The organism is Weeksella sp. HMSC059D05, assembly GCF_001809725.1.
In the GTDB taxonomy this organism is placed as follows: Bacteria; Bacteroidota; Bacteroidia; order Flavobacteriales; family Weeksellaceae; genus Weeksella; species Weeksella virosa.
In genome coordinates this window covers 334298-352811 of sequence record NZ_KV798524.1, presented here as the reverse complement: position 1 = coordinate 352811, position 18514 = coordinate 334298, and the positions used below count along the sequence as shown (strand labels likewise).

The window sequence follows — 18514 nt, the reverse complement described above, 5'->3', positions numbered from 1 at the left end:
TCAAACGAGATGGTTTTTATTTTATATGTGAATTCCAATACCACCTGCTTCACAAATCGGATTCGTATGCCAATCTGCATCATCATCAAAAAGCATATCAAATTGATGTTCTTGATAAAATTCTAACTTATCCTCACTATCGGTATAAATAATTTTATCTGCAATTCCTAAAGCTGTAGCATCAGCAATCAAATCAGCATTGCGACCTTCTAATTTAGGTTCTATATCCATTCGTGTACAGTGTTCCAAATATTGTTCATTACTTGTACGCACCGTCAAAATCCACACATCATGTCCTTTTCTAATCATTCGCTGTGCCAACTGAAATAAAACTTCATCTGTTAATGTATCATCATAATCGAAAGCCACTTTCAACTTATAATTTCCGTTTTGATCTATAAACATTATTTCGATTTTAATTCTTGTTTAGTTTTCAAAGCATACAAAGCAAACGTTCCTAACCAATGACTTCCCATGTAATCATCATTTGAAATATTATTGAACGAATAATTAAAATGATGATCTGCCCAAGAATTCAAATAATTTAATTCTGGTAATTTATACGCAATTTGATACAAAGCTGTTGCACGACTAAAATTTAAACCATCCAAATGCACCAATTGTCCATCCGTACGATCAGAAACAATCCCTGGTTTCAACTCATGTTTTTTATCAAATAGCTGTGGTAAAAAATCTTTTAACCACGTTTTATATTCTTTGGTTGGTGTAATTTTAGACATTAATAATGCTTCTTCTAAACAAGCCGAAAGAAAATCAGATCCACTTGGTTCAAAACCAAGATTACATCCTTTATCTTTTAAATATAAACGATTCGCATTTTCGATTATCGCTTGTTCAAAAGCTTTATCATTTAACGAACGTGCATAATCAATAGCTAAACTTAGACCAAAAGCGGTGTTGTCGTGCGTGCCTGTACGTACAGGATAAACCAGTTTTGGCAAATATTCTTTATACTTAGCTACAATAAGTTCTGTGAGAGGTTGAAGATTTTTTGCCCATTTTTGTGCATCTGAATCTTGCCATGTATTCAGTTCCATTTGCAGTTGTAACAACCATGCCCAACCATAGGTTCGCTCGAAATTCCGATTATTTCTATCCTCGAAAAAGGCCTTTTCTATGCGAACATTTTCGGGTGTTATCAGTTGATTGAGTAGAATTCTTACCGAATTATTCTCATCCAATTCTGGAAAATCTTTCATCAATTTTACGATTGACCAAAATCCATGTACAGAGGAATGCCAATCGAAGCAACCATAGAAAATCGGGCGTAGTTGTTTAGGGGTTTTCAGATCTTGTTCACTTCCCAACACATTTCCTAACTTGTTTGGGTATTCGATCGTGATACAGTTTGTTGGCAACTCGAAAATCTTTTTGGCTTGTTCGAGATGTAATTCTTGTGCAAAAGATGAAATAGATAACAGGGTTGTGATAAATAATATTTTTTTCATACATAGATGGTGCCTTCTACGAAACTAATGAATTTAATCTAGATTAATCTCTTTGTTATTTTTGTTTTTCTAGGTAAATAAATCCCATTTTATTCCGATCTGAAATTTGAATCCGCGATACGGCGTTCCAGGTGAAGAGAAATAATCTCGTTTACCAAAAAGTGCATTAAAATGATCACCGCGAATAAAAAGACGCATGTTGCGAATTTTGGCATTAATAAACAAATCGATCATGGGATAATTTCCGATCGATTGAAGCTGCGTAGGATCTTGTAGATAAAACTCGTTGAAAATCGGCGAAAAGCCTTGTGCATCAAACGAAGAGAAATAATACGCATTGACACCAGTTTGTATTTCTGCTTTTCGATTAAATACTTTTCCTTGCCAATACAAAGTTTCTCTAACCAAAAAATCAGGCAAAGGCATATATTCTTCATTCTTGGTCGTTTTTTGGTATTGAAGAGTCGAAACCAAATTAAACCCATTGTATGACAAATGATTACGTCCTTTGATTTTAAAAGTCTGTATCGCATCATCCAATTGTGCTGGTAATAAATCAGACCCAAAATAAATCCAATCGTCCAATGTAAAATATGCTGCTTCTATTTGAGTTTTGAATTTTTCTAAAGATAAAACTCCATACAACTTTCTCGTTTTTACAGTATTGAAATCATCATAAAAATAATTGAATTGCTCGATCGGACTTTGATTATACATTGCATTTATCGCAGGTAAATCTGACTGAGCCAAAACTCCTGCTGTAATCGAATAACCTTCTATCGGCGCTATCTTTAGGGCTGCATCTATGTTGTATAAGCTTCCGTAATCTTCGCTTTGCAAAAACTCTAAATGTCCGTTGAGCGATAATCGATCAGACCAATCAAATTGTAATTGTCCTATTAAACCTATTAGATTTTGCGACCATTTGTACGGAATATTCGGTATTGAAGTCGGATAATATGGATAATCGTCTCGACCAAAAAGGCGTACATTTTGGTATTTTAGACCAGCATCAATCGTTAATCGATCCGACCATTTGAACTCAGCGGTGGTAAGATTGGTAAAGGATTTTAGTTTTTTCTCGTTTAGGAACATCAATCCGACCAAATTATTTTCTCCTGTGATCCAAGGTGCCAAATCAGTTTGTGATGAGTTTATTTTGTAAATCTGATCCTCGAACGTCAACTGATTGCTCAATTTCACGGCATGATAGAAAGTAGAATCAGCGGTATATTTAGGTAGGATGCCATACGAAGCGCCCAAAAAATATCGTCTAGAGTCGTATTTGGATTGGGTTTCGTTCATGTTCACCTCGATATTGCGAACATTGGTGAGGTTTCGGTCTTTCCCATCTATAAAATCATGAATATCTTGCAAGCCGTTATTTTCTTGGTTATCGATATTTTGTCTTGAGAAATGTCCCCAAACCGACAAGCGTTTATCTTTGGTATGATAGTTAGAACTTATCACCAATGCGTTATTGGCAGCCAACTCTCGACGATACAAACCTTGCGAACGCAGACCTCTGTATTGCACTGCATAGTTGAATTGAGAATTAAGATTATGTGTAAAAAGCGACGACAAATAATTGCCTTCGCGTACACCATTTTCATACACAAATTGCGTCATCGGAGTTTTCACATCAAAATAGCGAATGTCTTCTGCATAGAGATAATTCTCTCGTTTACCTGCTGGCAATAAGGCGACACCAAAGCGTTTGTTGTCTACTTCTAGAGCAGTGAAAGGCCTGCCAATATTAGGGAAAGGCATTTTACCGAAAAGATCTTTTTCTACAAAATTTTGTTTGTAGTAGGAATCGATAGTTAGAGTCGTATCCACGATTTCTCGTTTTTGGTCATTTCGCCAAAATTGATAATCTGAGATCACTCTTTTTACATAAACTATAGAATCGTCTTGCGAGTTGCTCTGCAAAGGTCTTCTACGCAGGGTGTCTTGCTGGATTACCGAATAAGGAGAAGAATCGGAGGTTTGATTTCTATCTATTTGGCCCAATAAGGGAATGGTAAGAATACCAATCAACAGACTAAGGGAATGCTTCATAGCCAATAATAACTTGATGCAAATGTAAATGATTTTTTTTAGGCACAAAAAAACCCATTCATTTGAATGGGTTTTTTATTATCCTTACTTATTTTATCTTATTGCCAAAGTGGGTGTTGAGATAAACTGGTGTTCAATAAACGCTCTGAAAGCGAAATTGGGAATACCATATAACGTGAATTTGCATCGAATGAACAGTTTTGGTAACAGTTCGTTTTCTTATCAAATCCTAAATTATTTCTTTTAAGGTCAAAGAATCGATGTCCTTCTGCTAAGAACTCTTTTTGTTTCTCTAACAATACGGCTGTAAGTGCATCTCCTGAGTAGGTAGAAGTTGCTCCTCTTTCTTGAGCAAAATCATTTACTAGTGCAAGTGCTTGTGTATTGTCTCCTTTTTTAGCCAAAGCTTCCATTTTAACAAATAAAGCTTCGCTCAAACGGAGAACTTTCACGTTTGCGTGATAGTTTTGCCCGTCCATAGCGCGTGGATACTTTTTGGTCCATACACCTTTTGGGTCATCATGTGCAGGTGCTCCTCCAGTTGAAAGAGTTTCTTTGAGTCGTACATCAGAAGAATCATAGAGATCGGCAACCCATTTTCTGACCATCAAACCTCTATGCCCTCCCTGTACAGAGTAGAAAGAACCAAGATGTGCATTGATATCTAAAGTAAATTTAGGTCCTTGTTCGATTTCAAAAACGGTTTCTGGACGATTTTCATATAGATCTGATTTAGTTGAGGTGAAATAGTTTTTTACGTCTTCATTTTTCAGAAGTTCAAAGCTTGCAGGAGCAAGATTTATTGTTTCTTCTGCATATTGAATAGCTTTATCATAATCACCTGCTTGTCCACGTGTTAGATATGCTTTGGCCAGCAATAATCTACCCGCTGTCGGAGATAAATATGTTTTCTTCGTTCTAGAGTTTGCATTCATTTCTGCAATCCCTTCCGTCAAATCTTTGATAACTTGATCGTATCCTTGAGCGACTGTGCTTCTTTCTGGGAAATGGTTAGGGTTGTAAAAATCTAAAACTAATGGTACTCCTACTTCTTGGTACTGTCCACTTGTTGGGTTTGAAGCATAAAGTTGCAATAAGTAGAAATAAGCCATTCCTCTTGCGATTTTTGCTTCTCCCTTATAACTTACAACTTTGTCGGTTACTGGTACATTATTATCCAAGATCACGATATTGGCTTTTTGTATAACATCGTATAATCCGCGCCATACACCAAACCCTGATTCTCCTGACCATGAGATATTATTCAAAGTTTGATGATATCCCGAATTATTAGAAGCACTCATAAAAACATTTTCTGAGATCATATCTCCGTATAGCAATATAGCGGCTCCAAAGTTGTCGCCAAAAGCAAGTGAATTATAAATCTGATTTACGTACCAAGACATTTGTTTTTCATCCTTGATAGTCCCTGTATATACATCTTCGATAACAGGCTCTAAGTCTAATCGGTCATCACTACAAGCAGTAAACGACAAGGTTGCCCCAACTGTGAATAATACTAATAGTATTTTTTTCATAATGAATTCAAATTAAAAAAATTAAAAATCTAATGACACTCCTAATGAAATTGTTTTCAAAATAGGAGATGTATAGTCATACAGCCCTTTCCCTTCTGCTCCTCCATAAGCATTTGAGTTTGACTCTGGATCAAAGTCTAGCTTATCATCAAAAGCATACATCCAAAGGTTCACTCCTTTTACATATACAGTTAGATTTTCTAATCCTGTATTTTTCTTGAAGATGTCATTAAACGTGTACGCTAATTTTACTTCTTTTAGACGGATATGATCCCCTTTTCTTACCCAACGATCTGATAAATGTTCTGTCTCGTTATTTTGATATGCAATCGGTTTTGGATTCGATGCATTTCTATTATCAGGTGTCCAAGCATCATAGAGTGCAGATTTAATTTGGTTATTCCCCATTTTAGATCCATCACTCAAGATAAAGTTTTGCCATCTATTGTGTACATAATAATCGAACTGACCTGTAAAGAATACCGATAAGGATACACCTTTGTATGAGAAATCATTTTTGAAACCTGCTAAATACTTAGGGAAACCTGATTTACCTAACCAAACACTGTTCGCTTTTCCGCGATCGGTTGTTGTTTCTGTTTTGGTTTCATCTGTCCACCACATACCTGCTCCGGTTTCTGGATCTACTCCTGCCCATAATGGTACGTAGTATTCAAAGAACTCTCGTCCTTTCGAGATAGCACGAATTCCATTACCTGAACCTCTTTCTATAGCATCTGGTCTATCTGTATAGAGTTCATCCACTTTATTTCTATTGTAAGAGAAGTTACCGTTGATACTCCAAATGAATTGTTTATTTATCGGTCTTGTATTGAAGGTTGCCTCTACCCCTTTATTACTCATTGTACCGATGTTGGCATAATAACTATCAGGGTATCCGTTGGTCCCAACAATTGTTTGGTCATAGATAGCATCAATGGTTTTTCTATTATAGACATCCAAGGTAAAGTTAACAGCTTTTAGCAAGCTAAAATCTAACCCAACGTTCCATTGTTGACTCACCTCCCATTTGAGGTCTGGGTTACCGGCTGTTTCTATTTCTAAACCTGGCACATCTACTCCATATGCGGCACTTAATAGTCTTAGTTTGTTATAGGCGTTGTACTGCGCTCCCCATGAGTCTGCATAAGGGATATTCCCAATCTCACCATAGTTACCACGAAGTACTAGATTAGATAAAACCCCATCCGGTGCAACGAAATTTTCTTTTCCTAGATTCCAGCTTGCAGCGGCAGACCAGAAAATTCCGTCTTTATTATTGTGTCCTAATGTTGAGTTTGAGTCTCGACGTATTTGTCCAGATAAGGTATATTTTCCATCCAACACGTAGTTAGCACGTCCGAAATATGAAATTTGATTCCATCTAAACACATTTTCCCCAACTGAGATTCTTTCTTGGTTTGCCCTAAAGTTCAAATATGGTCTTGGTTCTAATAAGTTAACTACAGATGCATAGTTCTGATCGTATTTATGCTCTTGGTATTCCATCCCGGCCCAAACTTGTAAATCGTGACGATCGTTAATTACTTTACGATAACTAACAGAATTTTGCCAGTTCCAATCAAAAGCAGCAGTATTTGCTAGGGTAAACATCCCTCCTAGTAATCCCTCTGGATATTTATCAGATGGATTAACTTCTTGATTTTTCCCATCTCCAACAGAAGGATCCCAGTACTGACGCTCATTTAAACGTTGATACTGCACCCCATACAATGTGTAGAGATAGAAATTTTTAGCAAATTGGTATTCTGCATTTACAGCTCCTACATAGGTCTGAATACTCGCTTTTGTAAAATCTAACTCTTGAATGGCTACAGGATTAAAGTATCTATTCCCACTTCCTAAGTTCAATAAGTTATATGATCCATCAGGATTATAGATTGGGTATATTGGGAGAAGACTAAATTGTGAAGTCCATGGGTTTCGATAGGCTCCACCGTCATCTAATGAAGTTCTTTCTACATTAGAAAAGTTCAAATTCAAACCTAAGTTTAATTTGTCTTCTACCTTATGATCTATCGCTGCGTTAACTCCTAAACGGTTAAACTTCGACTCTCTAATTAGCGATTTGTTGTCGTAGTAAGAAGTCCCCACACGGAAAGAGGTATTTTCACTTCCTCCTGTTGCCGAGAAATTATAAGTAGATACAGTCGACTGATTTCGTTGAATAGCACTACGCCAATCGGTGTTTGTTTTACCGTCCCAACCTGCTAATTCTGCAAATTTAGCAATTGCGGCTTGCATGTCTGTTGCATAATTAGCATCTCTATTCATCTCAGCCATTGCTCCCCAACGTATATATTCTTCAGCATTAAAAAACTTTTGCTTATCGTATGCTATTGAAGATACAGCTTTATCTGTCGAGAAGTTGAAGCGGGTTTTTTGGTTATAACGTCCTTTTTTGGTTGTTACAACAATTACCCCATTTGCTCCACGAGCACCATAAAGAGCGGTTGCAGACGCATCCTTCAAGACCATTACATTCTCGATTTGGTTCGGGTCTATTGACGCAAGCGGGTTCCAAGACTCTGTCAATCCAGCGTTGTCGGTACCTTTACCTACCGCTACACCATCGATGATATACAACGGATTCGGTGTACCGATTAAAGATCCTACCCCACGAATCGTAATAATATTTGATGATCCTGGGTCTCCTGAATTCGACGAGAAAACTAAACCAGCTACGCGACCGTTCAACACTTCGTCGATAGAAGCGGTCGGTGCTAATTCGAAATCTTCTTTCTTTACCACATCGTATGCTCCAATTTTCTGAGCAACATCCATTTTGATACCTCCAATCAAGTTAACAGTCTGTAACTCGATATTGTCTGACTTAGTTTTTTTGAATTTTACTTCTCCTAAGTTGTTTTTAGTAACTTTTAAGGTATAAACCTCTCCATTAGCATCGATGATTGTCAGAACATCGCCGACTTTAGCATCGATTGAAAAATTACCATTCATGTCTGTGAATGCAGATTGTCCTGTAGCCTCAACAATTACTTCTGCATCATCCAATGCAAAGCCTGAAGAATCTTTCAGAACACCAGTTACCTGTGCCATTGCAAATCCTCCTAAAAAGAACATTGACAAGGTACTTAAAGTTGTAAACTTTTTCCTCATATGTATTAATGTTATTGTAATTATTCTTACAGAAATGTTTAATTTTTCTTACATATCAAAATATTTTGTTAATTATTCGGATATAAGCAATAAAAAAGGCTATCCTCTAACAGAGAATAACCTTTTTAATGTTTTTAGATAAAATATTGTTATTTCCTAATTTTATTTCTAAAACTGATAAGTAGTACCGTCTTTGCTATCTTTTAACTGAATACCAAGCGATGAGAGTTCATCTCGGATTTGATCCGATAACGCCCAATTTTTATCAACCCTTGCCTGATTACGCATCTCGATTAACATTTGCAAGACTCCGTCTAATTTGTGCGTAGAATCTGATAAGGTTTCTTCTTCTTTCAGCCCTAAAACTTTGACAATAAAGTCATTCATTATCTTTTGTAGCAATGCAAGATCTTCAGTGTTTAGGGTTTCGGTTCCTTCCTTTAGGCTATTGATGATTTTTACTGCATCGAATAAATGAGCGATAAGGATGGGCGTGTTAAAATCATCATCCATTGCTTCGTACAATTTTGTTTCAAAAGCTTTCACATCGAAAGTAGAAGTGGCATTGGGTTCTATAGACTGGATAGTTTTATAAGCTTCCATCAAACGAGTGTAGCCTTTTTCACTTGCTAAAATAGCTTCGTTCGAGAAGTCTAAAATGCTCCTATAATGCGCTTGCATCATAAAGAAGCGTATTACCATCGGAGAAAATCCTTTATCGAAAAAAGAGTTATTCCCTGATAATAGCTCTTCTGGCAAAATTGTGTTACCTGTAGATTTAGACATTTTTTGTCCGTTCAGGGTTAACATATTTGCATGCAACCAGTATTTTACGGGCTCTTGTCCATAGGCTCCTTTTGCTTGTGCAATTTCACATTCGTGGTGCGGAAATTTTAGATCCATTCCCCCTCCATGAATATCGAATTGTTCTCCTAGATACTTGGTACTCATCACGGTGCACTCTAAGTGCCACCCAGGAAAACCTTCTCCCCATGGTGAAGGCCAACGCATTATATGGTCGGGTAGTGCTTTTTTCCAGAGAGCAAAATCTTGCGGATTTCGTTTCTCATCTTGCCCATCCAAAGTGCGTGTATTAGCCATTAGGTCTTCTATGTTCCGATTAGAAAGTTCACCATAATTCCCTCCTTCTTCATTGTACTTTTTCACATCGAAATAGACAGAGCCATTCGATTCGTATGCTAAACCTTTCTCGATAAGCTCTTTGGTAATGACAATTTGCTCTACGATATGCCCAGTTGCGGTGGGTTCTACATTGGGTGGATGATTATTGAATTTGCGCAAAACATCATGAAAATCGACTGTGTATTTTTGTACAATCTCCATGGGTTCTACTTTTTCTAATCGTGCTTTTTTAGCAATTTTATCTTCGTCAGAATCGTCTAATAAATGGCCTACATCAGTAATATTACGGACATAGCGCACTTTGTATCCTAATAATAGAAGATAACGGTAAATCATATCAAACGACATAAAAGTTCGTACATTACCCAAGTGAACATGACTGTATACGGTAGGCCCACAGACATACATACCAACAAATTCTTTGTTTATAGGCACGAATTTTTCTTTTTGTCCGCTAAGTGAATTGTACACTTTTAATTGATGTTGTTTTACCATAATTGTCTAAAATTATCTGCTAAGATTTTTATACATTAAATGTTGTATTCAAGCGTAAATAGTTTAAAAACTCTTTTCTTAAGTTTTCGTCTTTTTTAAATTGTCCCCCATATTCTGCTGTCACGGTGCTCGATTCGATATCTCGAATTCCTCTAGAGTTTACACAAAGGTGTTTAGCATCGATAACACATGCTACATCTTCGGTCCCTAAAGCGTCTTGCAATGCTTTTACTACTTGCATTGTGAGACGTTCTTGTACCTGTGGCCTTTTGGCAAAATAATCTACAATACGGTTCATCTTCGACAACCCAATCACCCTCCCTTTTGAGATATACGCCACGTGTGCTCTACCGACAATGGGCAAGAAATGATGTTCACAGGTAGAGTAGACTACAATATCTTTTTCTACCAACATTTGGTTGTAATTATATTTATTTTCAAAAGTCGACATACCTGGTCTGTTCTCTGGTAATAAACCACCAAATATTTCTTTAACAAACATTTTCGCAACTCTTTTCGGAGTCCCTTTTAGCGAATCATCTGTTAGGTCTAGACCTAGCGTCAACATAATTTTTTTAAAATCGTCTTCTATCAACTTTACCTTTTCGTCTACCGCAAGATCGAAAGCGTCAGCGCGCAAAGGCGTTTCTAAATTGGTCATGATATGCTCATCTGCCAATTCGTCTATATGTTTATCACACATCTTCTAAAAATTTGTACAAATTTATTGAAACTTAAACATATTCCCATCATTACTCCTACAAATCATCGTATTTGCCTATTAAATTTTTATATTTGATGCCAAAATCATACAAAACGATGAACGGAAAAATTGTAGGCTTAGACTTTCTTACCTTAGAGGATTTTCTAAATATTACCTCTGATAAAGAAAACTTTACACTTAATCAGCAAAGCAAAGAAAACATAGAGCATTCGCAGCAAAATGTTGCAAAAATTGTATCATCAGGGCAAACTGTTTACGGGATCAATACGGGTTTTGGTCCTTTGTGCGATACCAAAATTTCTGAAGAAGAAACTCGACAACTACAACACAACCTTCTAATCAGCCATGCTGTGGGTGTTGGAAATCCGATAAAGAAAGAAATCTCTAAATCGATGTTACTTGCCAAGGCACATGCCCTAGCCAAAGGATTTTCGGGTGTTAGCCTAAGAGTTGTAGAACGCATCTTGCTCATGGTAGAGAAAGACATCATCCCAGTGGTTCCTGAAAAAGGTTCGGTGGGAGCTTCGGGCGATTTGGCTCCTCTTTCTCATCTTTTTTTACCTTTGATTGGTGAAGGAAAAGTTTGGGACAACGACAAAATTATTTCTACCAAAGAAGCCTTAAGCAAGCATCAATTAGAACCAATCCACCTTTCGGCAAAAGAAGGCTTAGGGCTTATCAATGGAACTCAATTTATCTTGGCTCATGCGATTCACGGTCTAGAAAAGTTTAGTTATTTACTCAATTTAGCCGACGTTACAGGAGCTTTGTCATTAGAAGCTTACGAAGGTTCGCCAAGCCCATTCAAAGAAGAATTACACAAAATTCGTCCGTTCAAGGGAACGCAACTTGTAGCCAAACAAATGCGAGACTTATTGGATGGATCGGAGATTGCCTTCTCTCATGCAGACTGTGGTCGTGTACAAGACCCGTATTCTCTACGTTGTATTCCTCAAGTGCATGGTGCCTCTAGAAATGCATATTTTCACTTAAAAGAATTGGTCGAGATAGAACTAAACTCGGTAACCGATAACCCGATTGTGATTTCTGAACAAGAAACTATATCTGGCGGAAATTTCCACGGCCAACCCCTTGCAATGGCTTTGGACTACGCAACTATTGCTGCTTCGGAGTTAGGAAATATTTCAGACCGAAGACAATATTTATTACTCGAAGGAAAATACGGTTTACCAAGATTATTAACAGAAAGCTCTGGCCTAGATTCTGGTTTTATGATTCCGCAATACACCTCAGCTGCCCTTTGTACCGAAAACAAAACCCTGTGTTTTCCAGCCTCTGCAGATAGTATCCCTACCTCGTTAGGACAAGAAGACCATGTCTCGATGGGAAGTATTTCGGGTAGAAAATTCAACCAAGTTCTAGACAATGTCGAGCGTATTTTAGCAATCGAGTTGATGTATGCTTGCCAGGGATTAGAGTTCAGACGCCCTAAAAAAACCAGTGCAGCTCTTGAGAAAGTTTTCCAAGCGGTTCGTTCGGTTTGTCCGAAACTAAAAGAAGATCGCTTAATCGGAGAAGACATCGAGAATATTATTTGTTTGATACAATCGGATGATTTCAAGAAATTAATCCCAACTACATAAATCCGTCAAAAACAACTTTTATAAATCGGGTGATACTATTGCCCGATTTTTTTCCAGCATCTCTAAAATATTTTATACCTAAAACATGCTTCAGATTAGACCAAAATATTTCTTTTTCACACTCATTCTTGCAGTCGCTGTTTATTTTTTAGCCAACAATACGGAAACTATTGTTCTACAACAATACATAAAAAACATTGCATTTATCCTATTCTTATATTGTTTTGTACGAAGTTTTTTTCGATTCAATGCGCCACAAGTTTTGGGTTTTTCGCTCTTTGCTTGTTTTCTGTTAAAGCTTCTCCAGGCAACGAATTTCTTTGGTTGGATCGGAATCCTAGATCAGCATTTTTTGCAAATTCTCATCGGTAATGTGTATTCTTGGTGGGACATTTTGAGCTATACCATAGGTTTTTTAGTTTTGATTGCTATTGATCCCGAACTGAAGAAAAATCCAGATAACAACAATTAAAAACGCGCTTGCAACTGAACGCTTCCAGTGTGGATAGTCGATGTAGATTCATTTTTCCGACCATCGTACGAAAGATTCAATTGTAAAAAAGAACTTATTTGTCGCTGAATTTGCAGTTGCCACACAATGTTATTTCCGGCTCGTAGACCTTCCATCATTTGGTTACCGACCACCGACTCTTGGTTGCCCACAAACCGATTATTGATATAACTCATCGTACCAAAAACACTCATTTTGCTAGCTAGCGTCCATTGTAAATCGGTTTTCAGTTCATTTTGTTTGAGGCTTTCTACACCTGTCTTATTTTTTTTGTTTTGATAGATATAGGATAAACTCATCGTGAGGTTTCGTCCATTTTGCAACTCTATACTTGGTGAAATTTTATATTGATCCAAGGAATATCGACGATTTACAAAACTATCCGAATCGCTCTGCACCTCACTTTTCTCGGCTTCTGTATTCGCATAGAAATTGGCCAAAATTCTATATCGAACACGTAAATTATGCAACATCTGATCGCGGTATTCTGCACCCGTGTACACATATGTTTTGGCTGTTTGCTGATTATAGGTATACGTTGCTTGCCACCTGTATTGCATTCCTTGATTGAAAAACAAAATTCCTTTGAAGTTTCGGGTATTTCCTAAAGTAGTTGCACTTTTCTCGAACGGATTGAACAGCAAGGTATTCCCTTCTTTCAAGGCAGAATTGGTGCTAAAAATCGAGGTTTGCAGCAGCCAACGACTCATAAAATTATTCTCGGTTCGGAGCATATTTTTCGGACGAATTCTCACCCAAAAGTTGAGTTTATTTTTATTTGTTTTCAAGTAATTAATTGTATTGGTATAAACCCGAATATAGTTGGCCTGATCGGCAAATTCGGCCACATCGAACTCATCTATTTGCTCTATTCCATCGCCATTATAATCGGTCCATTTATAGATCCCCATTCCGTCTGCAACCCTTACATACTGAAATTCTCGCTGTGCTTCTACGCCACTTCCCAACTCATAATCGAGATTGAGTTGTATTCCATCATCTAAAAAAGATTTATACCACTTCAATGCTCCAGTCATAAACTGTTCATCCGCCGCAGTAGAGTTCTGATAGTTGACATTTCGATAATGAAAATTGAAGGCCAATTGATGCGTATTTCTACGCAAAACCTCCGACTCCATAATCACTCCATTGCTCCTCTGCATAGAATTCCATTGTTGCCAACGCACCGAATCGTCTTTTCGGGTGTACAATGTTAGGTTCATGGCCAATTTTAGTGTATCTCTTCTACCGGCTTTCAACCGAAATTCATTCCACCAGAAACTATTCTCAGACAAGCTTTTTTTAGTGGCCCATTCATTTTTTTCTCCTATGAATTGTGTTCCTACCCAATATTTCTCAGAAACCGAGTAGTGATAATTGGCATTGTAGCGCAAGAAAGTTGTCTTGTCTTGGTTTTTCTCAGCCTTCAGATAGCTCAATTCTACGGTTGCTTGGTGTTTTTCGGTCTGATAATTTGCACCAACATCATTTTTCAACCCTTTATAAAGATCTTTGAATGCTAGATAATTCGCCAAATAATGTAAACGAAATTGATTTCGGTAGGATGCATCAACTCCAGCAGAAAACAAAGTTTGCTGAACTTGTTGTTGAGCTTCATCCAAATTAAAATCTCGCTGAAATTCTACTTCTCGGATTCGTTGTGTCGTTACAAAGTTTTCGTTCCAGAACTCGAAAGAAACTTTCGGTGAGATTTTCCAATTTTCGGTAGTGAAGATTTTGTTTCCATACAGGCGAGCAGCATAACCTATATTTTCTTCATCATCCAAACTCGAAAATAAATTCAGATCCTGATTACTCAACGCTACATCTACCCCAACGGTACTTTCTTCGTCTAATTGATAAACAGAATTCACCGTATACATCTGTAATTTTTTGGGTGCAACCAAACGTTTTATCGGCTCGTAATCTCCCTGCAAAACACCTGCAACAGGCGCTACATACTCGTACACTTTTCCATTCTGAGATAGATTTGTGGTCTGATAATTACCTTGATTAGGACCGACATACGAAAAAGAAACTTGGTACAATTCTGCATTTACATTGGTTGAGTAACGATAAATAATTTGTCCGTTTTCGTCAACTTTCTCATACAAAACCTTGTTCGAGTCGTAGGTAGAAGGAATGGCTGAAACCGAAATCATCTTTGTTACATCGTTGCCTGCTTCACTCAGAATGCGCTTATCTTCATCAGACAAATCACTGCTCAAGGTATTGTTTTTACTGTCCGAATTAGAATAAAAATGTCCAGAAATTCCCCATTTCTCCGCACGATGTTCTACTCCTCCATACACAAGCAACTGAGTATAGTTTCTACTATTGTATAGATATTCTACAGAAATCCTTGTGTTACTTGTAATCAGTCTTTTATTGGTAAAAGTAAGTTCTCCCGTATTGTAATTGATTACATAATCTTTGTCTTCTCCACGTTCGACCAAAATCCCGTCAATATACACCCGCTCTGAGCCCGATATCACAATTACATACAATTCAGCGTGGTTCCCTCGTAGTTGATACGGTCCTTGATTGCCATCTTGCCCATTGAAGTTTTGGGTATAGAACTCACCTCTTGTCAGACTTCCTGAAGCAAAAATTTTGGTTGAAGAATCCTCATCTTCTATCTTGGTTTCTAGCAAAACGCCGGTTACTTTTTGGTTGAAATTATTGAAGTAATCGTTCTGCGTATTAAGGTCTATATGTCCTGCTCTGATTTTAGAATTTTTGGATGCTAATTCGATGTAAACTTTATCAAATTCTTGCAAAGATTGGGTATATCCGTCCGATTCTATCGGCACATTATTATCGGCAATTGCTGCAGTAACTTGAATATCATCACTCAACTTGCCAGAAAGCTGCAGATCTAAAGAAGACTGCACCGAAGCACTCTGAGAATTCCCGAATCGAACGCCTCTCACTAAAGATCCTTTACTTTCCAAGCCCTCGAAAATAGGTTTGTTTTGTTGGAGGTTTTTATTTTCGAATTGATGAAACACATCGACTTTTTTCGATTGATATATATAAGCCGTATCACGGGCAAAATTTTCTCTCTTCAGCTGTGGATGAAGAAAATACTGGGCTGTAATTTTTTGGGTAGGAAAAGAATGGAAGTAGATTTTCTCTTGTCGAAAGTCTACCGTATAATAATCGGCAGAAACTGGTTTGCCCAAGGAATCTACCAACACAAAACCTTCGGACAATGCCCCAAATAAATCGAGCTGAACGCTATCGCTTGCTTCGAATGTTTGGGTGCGAAAATTAGGATTTTTCCATGTCGGTTGTTGTGCTTGCACCCATGCAAACAGGCAAAAGAAGCAAAATACAAAAGAAATTATTCTCGACACTTTCACTAATTCATATGCAAATAACGTAAAATTTATACTTTTCGGATACATGTAGAAACAATTAAAAATTTCATCTGCTATACGAATCTTACTTACCAGATAGTTTTTGAGCAAAAAAAGACCTTTCTCTCGGAAAGGTCTTTTCTATATTATCAAAAAAGTCTAACAAAGTTTTTAGATAGATTGAATGATTTCGTTCAGTGTTGCCGAAGGGCGCATTGCAGCATCGGTTTTCGAGAAATCGGTTTTGTAATATCCACCAATATCTTGTGGTTTACCTTGTGCACCAATCAATTCTTCATTGATTTTGTCTTCTTGTTCTTTCATTTTTGCAGCAATTGGTGCAAACAATTTAGCCAACTCTTCGTCTTTGGTTTGCTCTGCTAAAGCTTCTGCCCAATACATTGCTAAATAGAAATGAGAACCACGGTTATCGATAGTTCCTAGTTTTCTACCTGGTGATTTATTGGTTGATAAAAACTCTGCATTTGCCTGATCTAGAGCATCTGCCAAGATTTGTGCCTTCGGATTATTTTGGGTTTGTGCCAAATGTTCTAATGAAGCTTGAAGCGCTAAAAATTCTCCTAAAGAGTCCCAACGTAAATAGCCTTCTTCTACGAATTGTTGTACGTGTTTTGGGGCTGAACCTCCTGCTCCGGTTTCGAAAAGTCCACCACCGTTCATTAACGGAACGATTGATAACATTTTTGCAGATGTACCTAATTCTAAGATTGGGAAAAGATCTGTGAGATAATCACGTAAAACATTTCCAGAAACAGAAATAGTATCTTTTCCTTCGCGCGCACGCTTCAAGGTTTCGGTCATGGCATCTTTTACATCCATAATGCGAATATCCAAACCTTTTGTATCATGGTCTCCTAAGTATTTTTCTACTTTTTTGATGATTTCTCTATCGTGTGCACGTTCTTTATCTAACCAGAAAATAGCGGGTGTTTCTGATAAGCGAGAGCGGTTAACCGCTAATTTTACCCAGTCTTGTATTGGTGCATCTTTGGTTTGACACATTCTGAAGATATCACCTTTTTCTACTTTTTGTGATAAAAGAACTGCTCCGTCTTCTGACTGAACTTCGATTGTACCATTTGCTTGTGCTTGGAAAGTTTTATCGTGCGATCCGTATTCTTCAGCTTTTTGAGCCATCAAACCAACATTCGGGACAGAACCCATTGTCGTAGGATCTAATTTTCCGTTCGCTTTCATATCATCAATCACCGACTGATAGAAACCTGCGTACGAACGATCAGGAATAATCGCAATGGTGTCTTCTTCGTTTCCATCTTTGTTCCACATTTTTCCACCTCCGCGAACCAAGGCGGCCATAGATGCATCAACAATCACATCTGATGGAACATGAAAATTGGTAATTCCTTTATCTGAATTTACCATTGCCAAACGTGGTCCATGCTCGATTGTTTTAGCAATATCTGCTTTGATTTCTTCTTCTTGAGGATTACCTTTGATTTTCTCGAAAAGTCCGGCCAATCCGTTGTTCGGACTGATATCCAATGACTTGAAAGTTTCTGCATATTTTGCAAAAACATCAGAAAAATAGGTTTCTACAATTGCTCCAAAAATTATTGGGTCAGAGATTTTCATCATTGTCGCTTTCAAGTGAGCAGAAAGCAAAACATTTCTTTTCTCGGCTTCGCCAATTGCACTTTTTACAAATTCTTTCAGTGCATTAATATTCATCACAGATGAATCGATTACTTCTCCGGCTTGCAAAGGAGCAAAATCCTTCAGGACTTCTTCTTTTCCATCTATGCTTTTAAAAACAATACGAAATTTCGTTGCATTTTCTATGGTGGTAGAAGTTTCGGTCCCGTAAAAATCACCATGATCCATATGCGCTACATCTGTTTGGCTATCTTTTGTCCAATCGCCCATGCGGTGAGGATTTGCTTTGGCATAATTTTTCACTGCTTTTGGTGCACGACGGTCAGAGTTTCCTTCACGCAATACAGGATTTACAGCACTTCCTAAAACTTTTGCATATTGTGCTTTAATCGCTTTTTCCTCTTCATTTTTAGGTTCCGCCGGATAATTTGGCACTGCATACCCTTTGGCCTGTAATTCTGCAATAGCTCCCTCTAACTGAGGTATAGAAGCAGAAATATTTGGTAATTTGATGATATTGGCTTCTGGTTTTGTGGCCAATTCACCCAACTCGATCAATGCATCGGCTACTTTCTGGTCATCTTTTAGATAGGATGAAAAGTTGGCTAAAATTCGCCCAGCTAATGAAATATCTGGCACAGCAATTTCGACATCAGCAGATTTCGTAAAGGCTTTCACAATCGGTAAAAAAGAGTGTGTAGCTAACATCGGTGCTTCATCCGTAAGGGTGTAAAAAATTTTTGATTTCGACATTCTTATTTAAGATTTTACGACTTTCAACAAGTCATATGAAACATATTTTTCTTAATTCTTTCTTGTATCAACAAGAAA

General features: G+C 37.5%; 11 protein-coding genes. 2 read left to right on the top strand and 9 right to left on the bottom strand.

Annotation, left to right across the window (positions count from 1 at the left end; genetic code table 11):
- Nucleotides 1-21: 21 nt before the first annotated feature.
- The 7 genes from HMPREF2660_RS04250 to folE form a co-directional block, all read right to left on the bottom strand.
- Nucleotides 22-405, bottom strand: coding sequence for a Cof-type HAD-IIB family hydrolase (locus HMPREF2660_RS04250; protein WP_070485739.1), 384 nt, complete (start codon nt 403-405; stop codon nt 22-24).
- Nucleotides 405-1469 carry a DUF2891 domain-containing protein gene (locus HMPREF2660_RS04245; RefSeq protein ID WP_013598294.1) on the bottom strand — a complete coding sequence of 355 codons (1065 nt, stop codon included), beginning with the start codon at nt 1467-1469 and terminating at the stop codon, nt 405-407. Before HMPREF2660_RS04245 ends, HMPREF2660_RS04250 begins: the two co-directional genes overlap by 1 nt.
- A gap of 69 nt (nt 1470-1538) precedes the next feature.
- Nucleotides 1539-3530, bottom strand: a complete 1992-nt coding sequence (locus HMPREF2660_RS04240) for a putative porin (protein WP_070485736.1) — start codon at nt 3528-3530, stop codon at nt 1539-1541.
- Nucleotides 3531-3628: 98 nt separating this feature from the next.
- Nucleotides 3629-5068 (bottom strand): RagB/SusD family nutrient uptake outer membrane protein, encoded by a 1440-nt coding sequence (locus HMPREF2660_RS04235; RefSeq protein WP_070485734.1) that lies wholly within the window; start codon nt 5066-5068, stop codon nt 3629-3631.
- A 21-nt stretch (nt 5069-5089) separates the two neighbouring features.
- On the bottom strand, nt 5090-8209 hold the full coding sequence (locus HMPREF2660_RS04230; RefSeq protein WP_070485732.1) for a SusC/RagA family TonB-linked outer membrane protein: 3120 nt from the start codon (nt 8207-8209) through the stop codon (nt 5090-5092).
- A 168-nt stretch (nt 8210-8377) separates the two neighbouring features.
- Nucleotides 8378-9847, bottom strand: coding sequence for a cysteine--tRNA ligase (gene cysS, locus HMPREF2660_RS04225; RefSeq protein WP_070485731.1), 1470 nt, complete (start codon nt 9845-9847; stop codon nt 8378-8380).
- Nucleotides 9848-9875: 28 nt separating this feature from the next.
- Complete coding sequence (gene folE / locus HMPREF2660_RS04220; RefSeq protein WP_070485728.1) at nt 9876-10550, bottom strand: GTP cyclohydrolase I FolE; 675 nt, start codon at nt 10548-10550, stop codon at nt 9876-9878.
- Nucleotides 10551-10666: 116 nt separating this feature from the next.
- Here folE and hutH point away from each other — a divergent pair, with 116 nt between their 5' ends.
- On the top strand, nt 10667-12175 hold the full coding sequence (gene hutH, locus HMPREF2660_RS04215; RefSeq protein WP_168160786.1) for a histidine ammonia-lyase: 1509 nt from the start codon (nt 10667-10669) through the stop codon (nt 12173-12175).
- Between the two features lie 85 nt (nt 12176-12260).
- A complete protein-coding gene (locus HMPREF2660_RS04210) occupies nt 12261-12647 on the top strand; it encodes a ribosomal maturation YjgA family protein (protein WP_013598287.1) in 387 nt (128 codons plus the stop codon).
- Here HMPREF2660_RS04210 and HMPREF2660_RS04205 read toward each other — a convergent pair.
- Nucleotides 12644-16045 carry a hypothetical protein gene (locus HMPREF2660_RS04205; protein WP_255356409.1) on the bottom strand — a complete coding sequence of 1134 codons (3402 nt, stop codon included), beginning with the start codon at nt 16043-16045 and terminating at the stop codon, nt 12644-12646. The two genes, HMPREF2660_RS04210 and HMPREF2660_RS04205, sit on opposite strands and share 4 nt — an antisense overlap.
- A gap of 174 nt (nt 16046-16219) precedes the next feature.
- Nucleotides 16220-18436 carry an NADP-dependent isocitrate dehydrogenase gene (locus tag HMPREF2660_RS04200; RefSeq protein ID WP_070485725.1) on the bottom strand — a complete coding sequence of 739 codons (2217 nt, stop codon included), beginning with the start codon at nt 18434-18436 and terminating at the stop codon, nt 16220-16222.
- Nucleotides 18437-18514 lie beyond the last annotated feature (78 nt).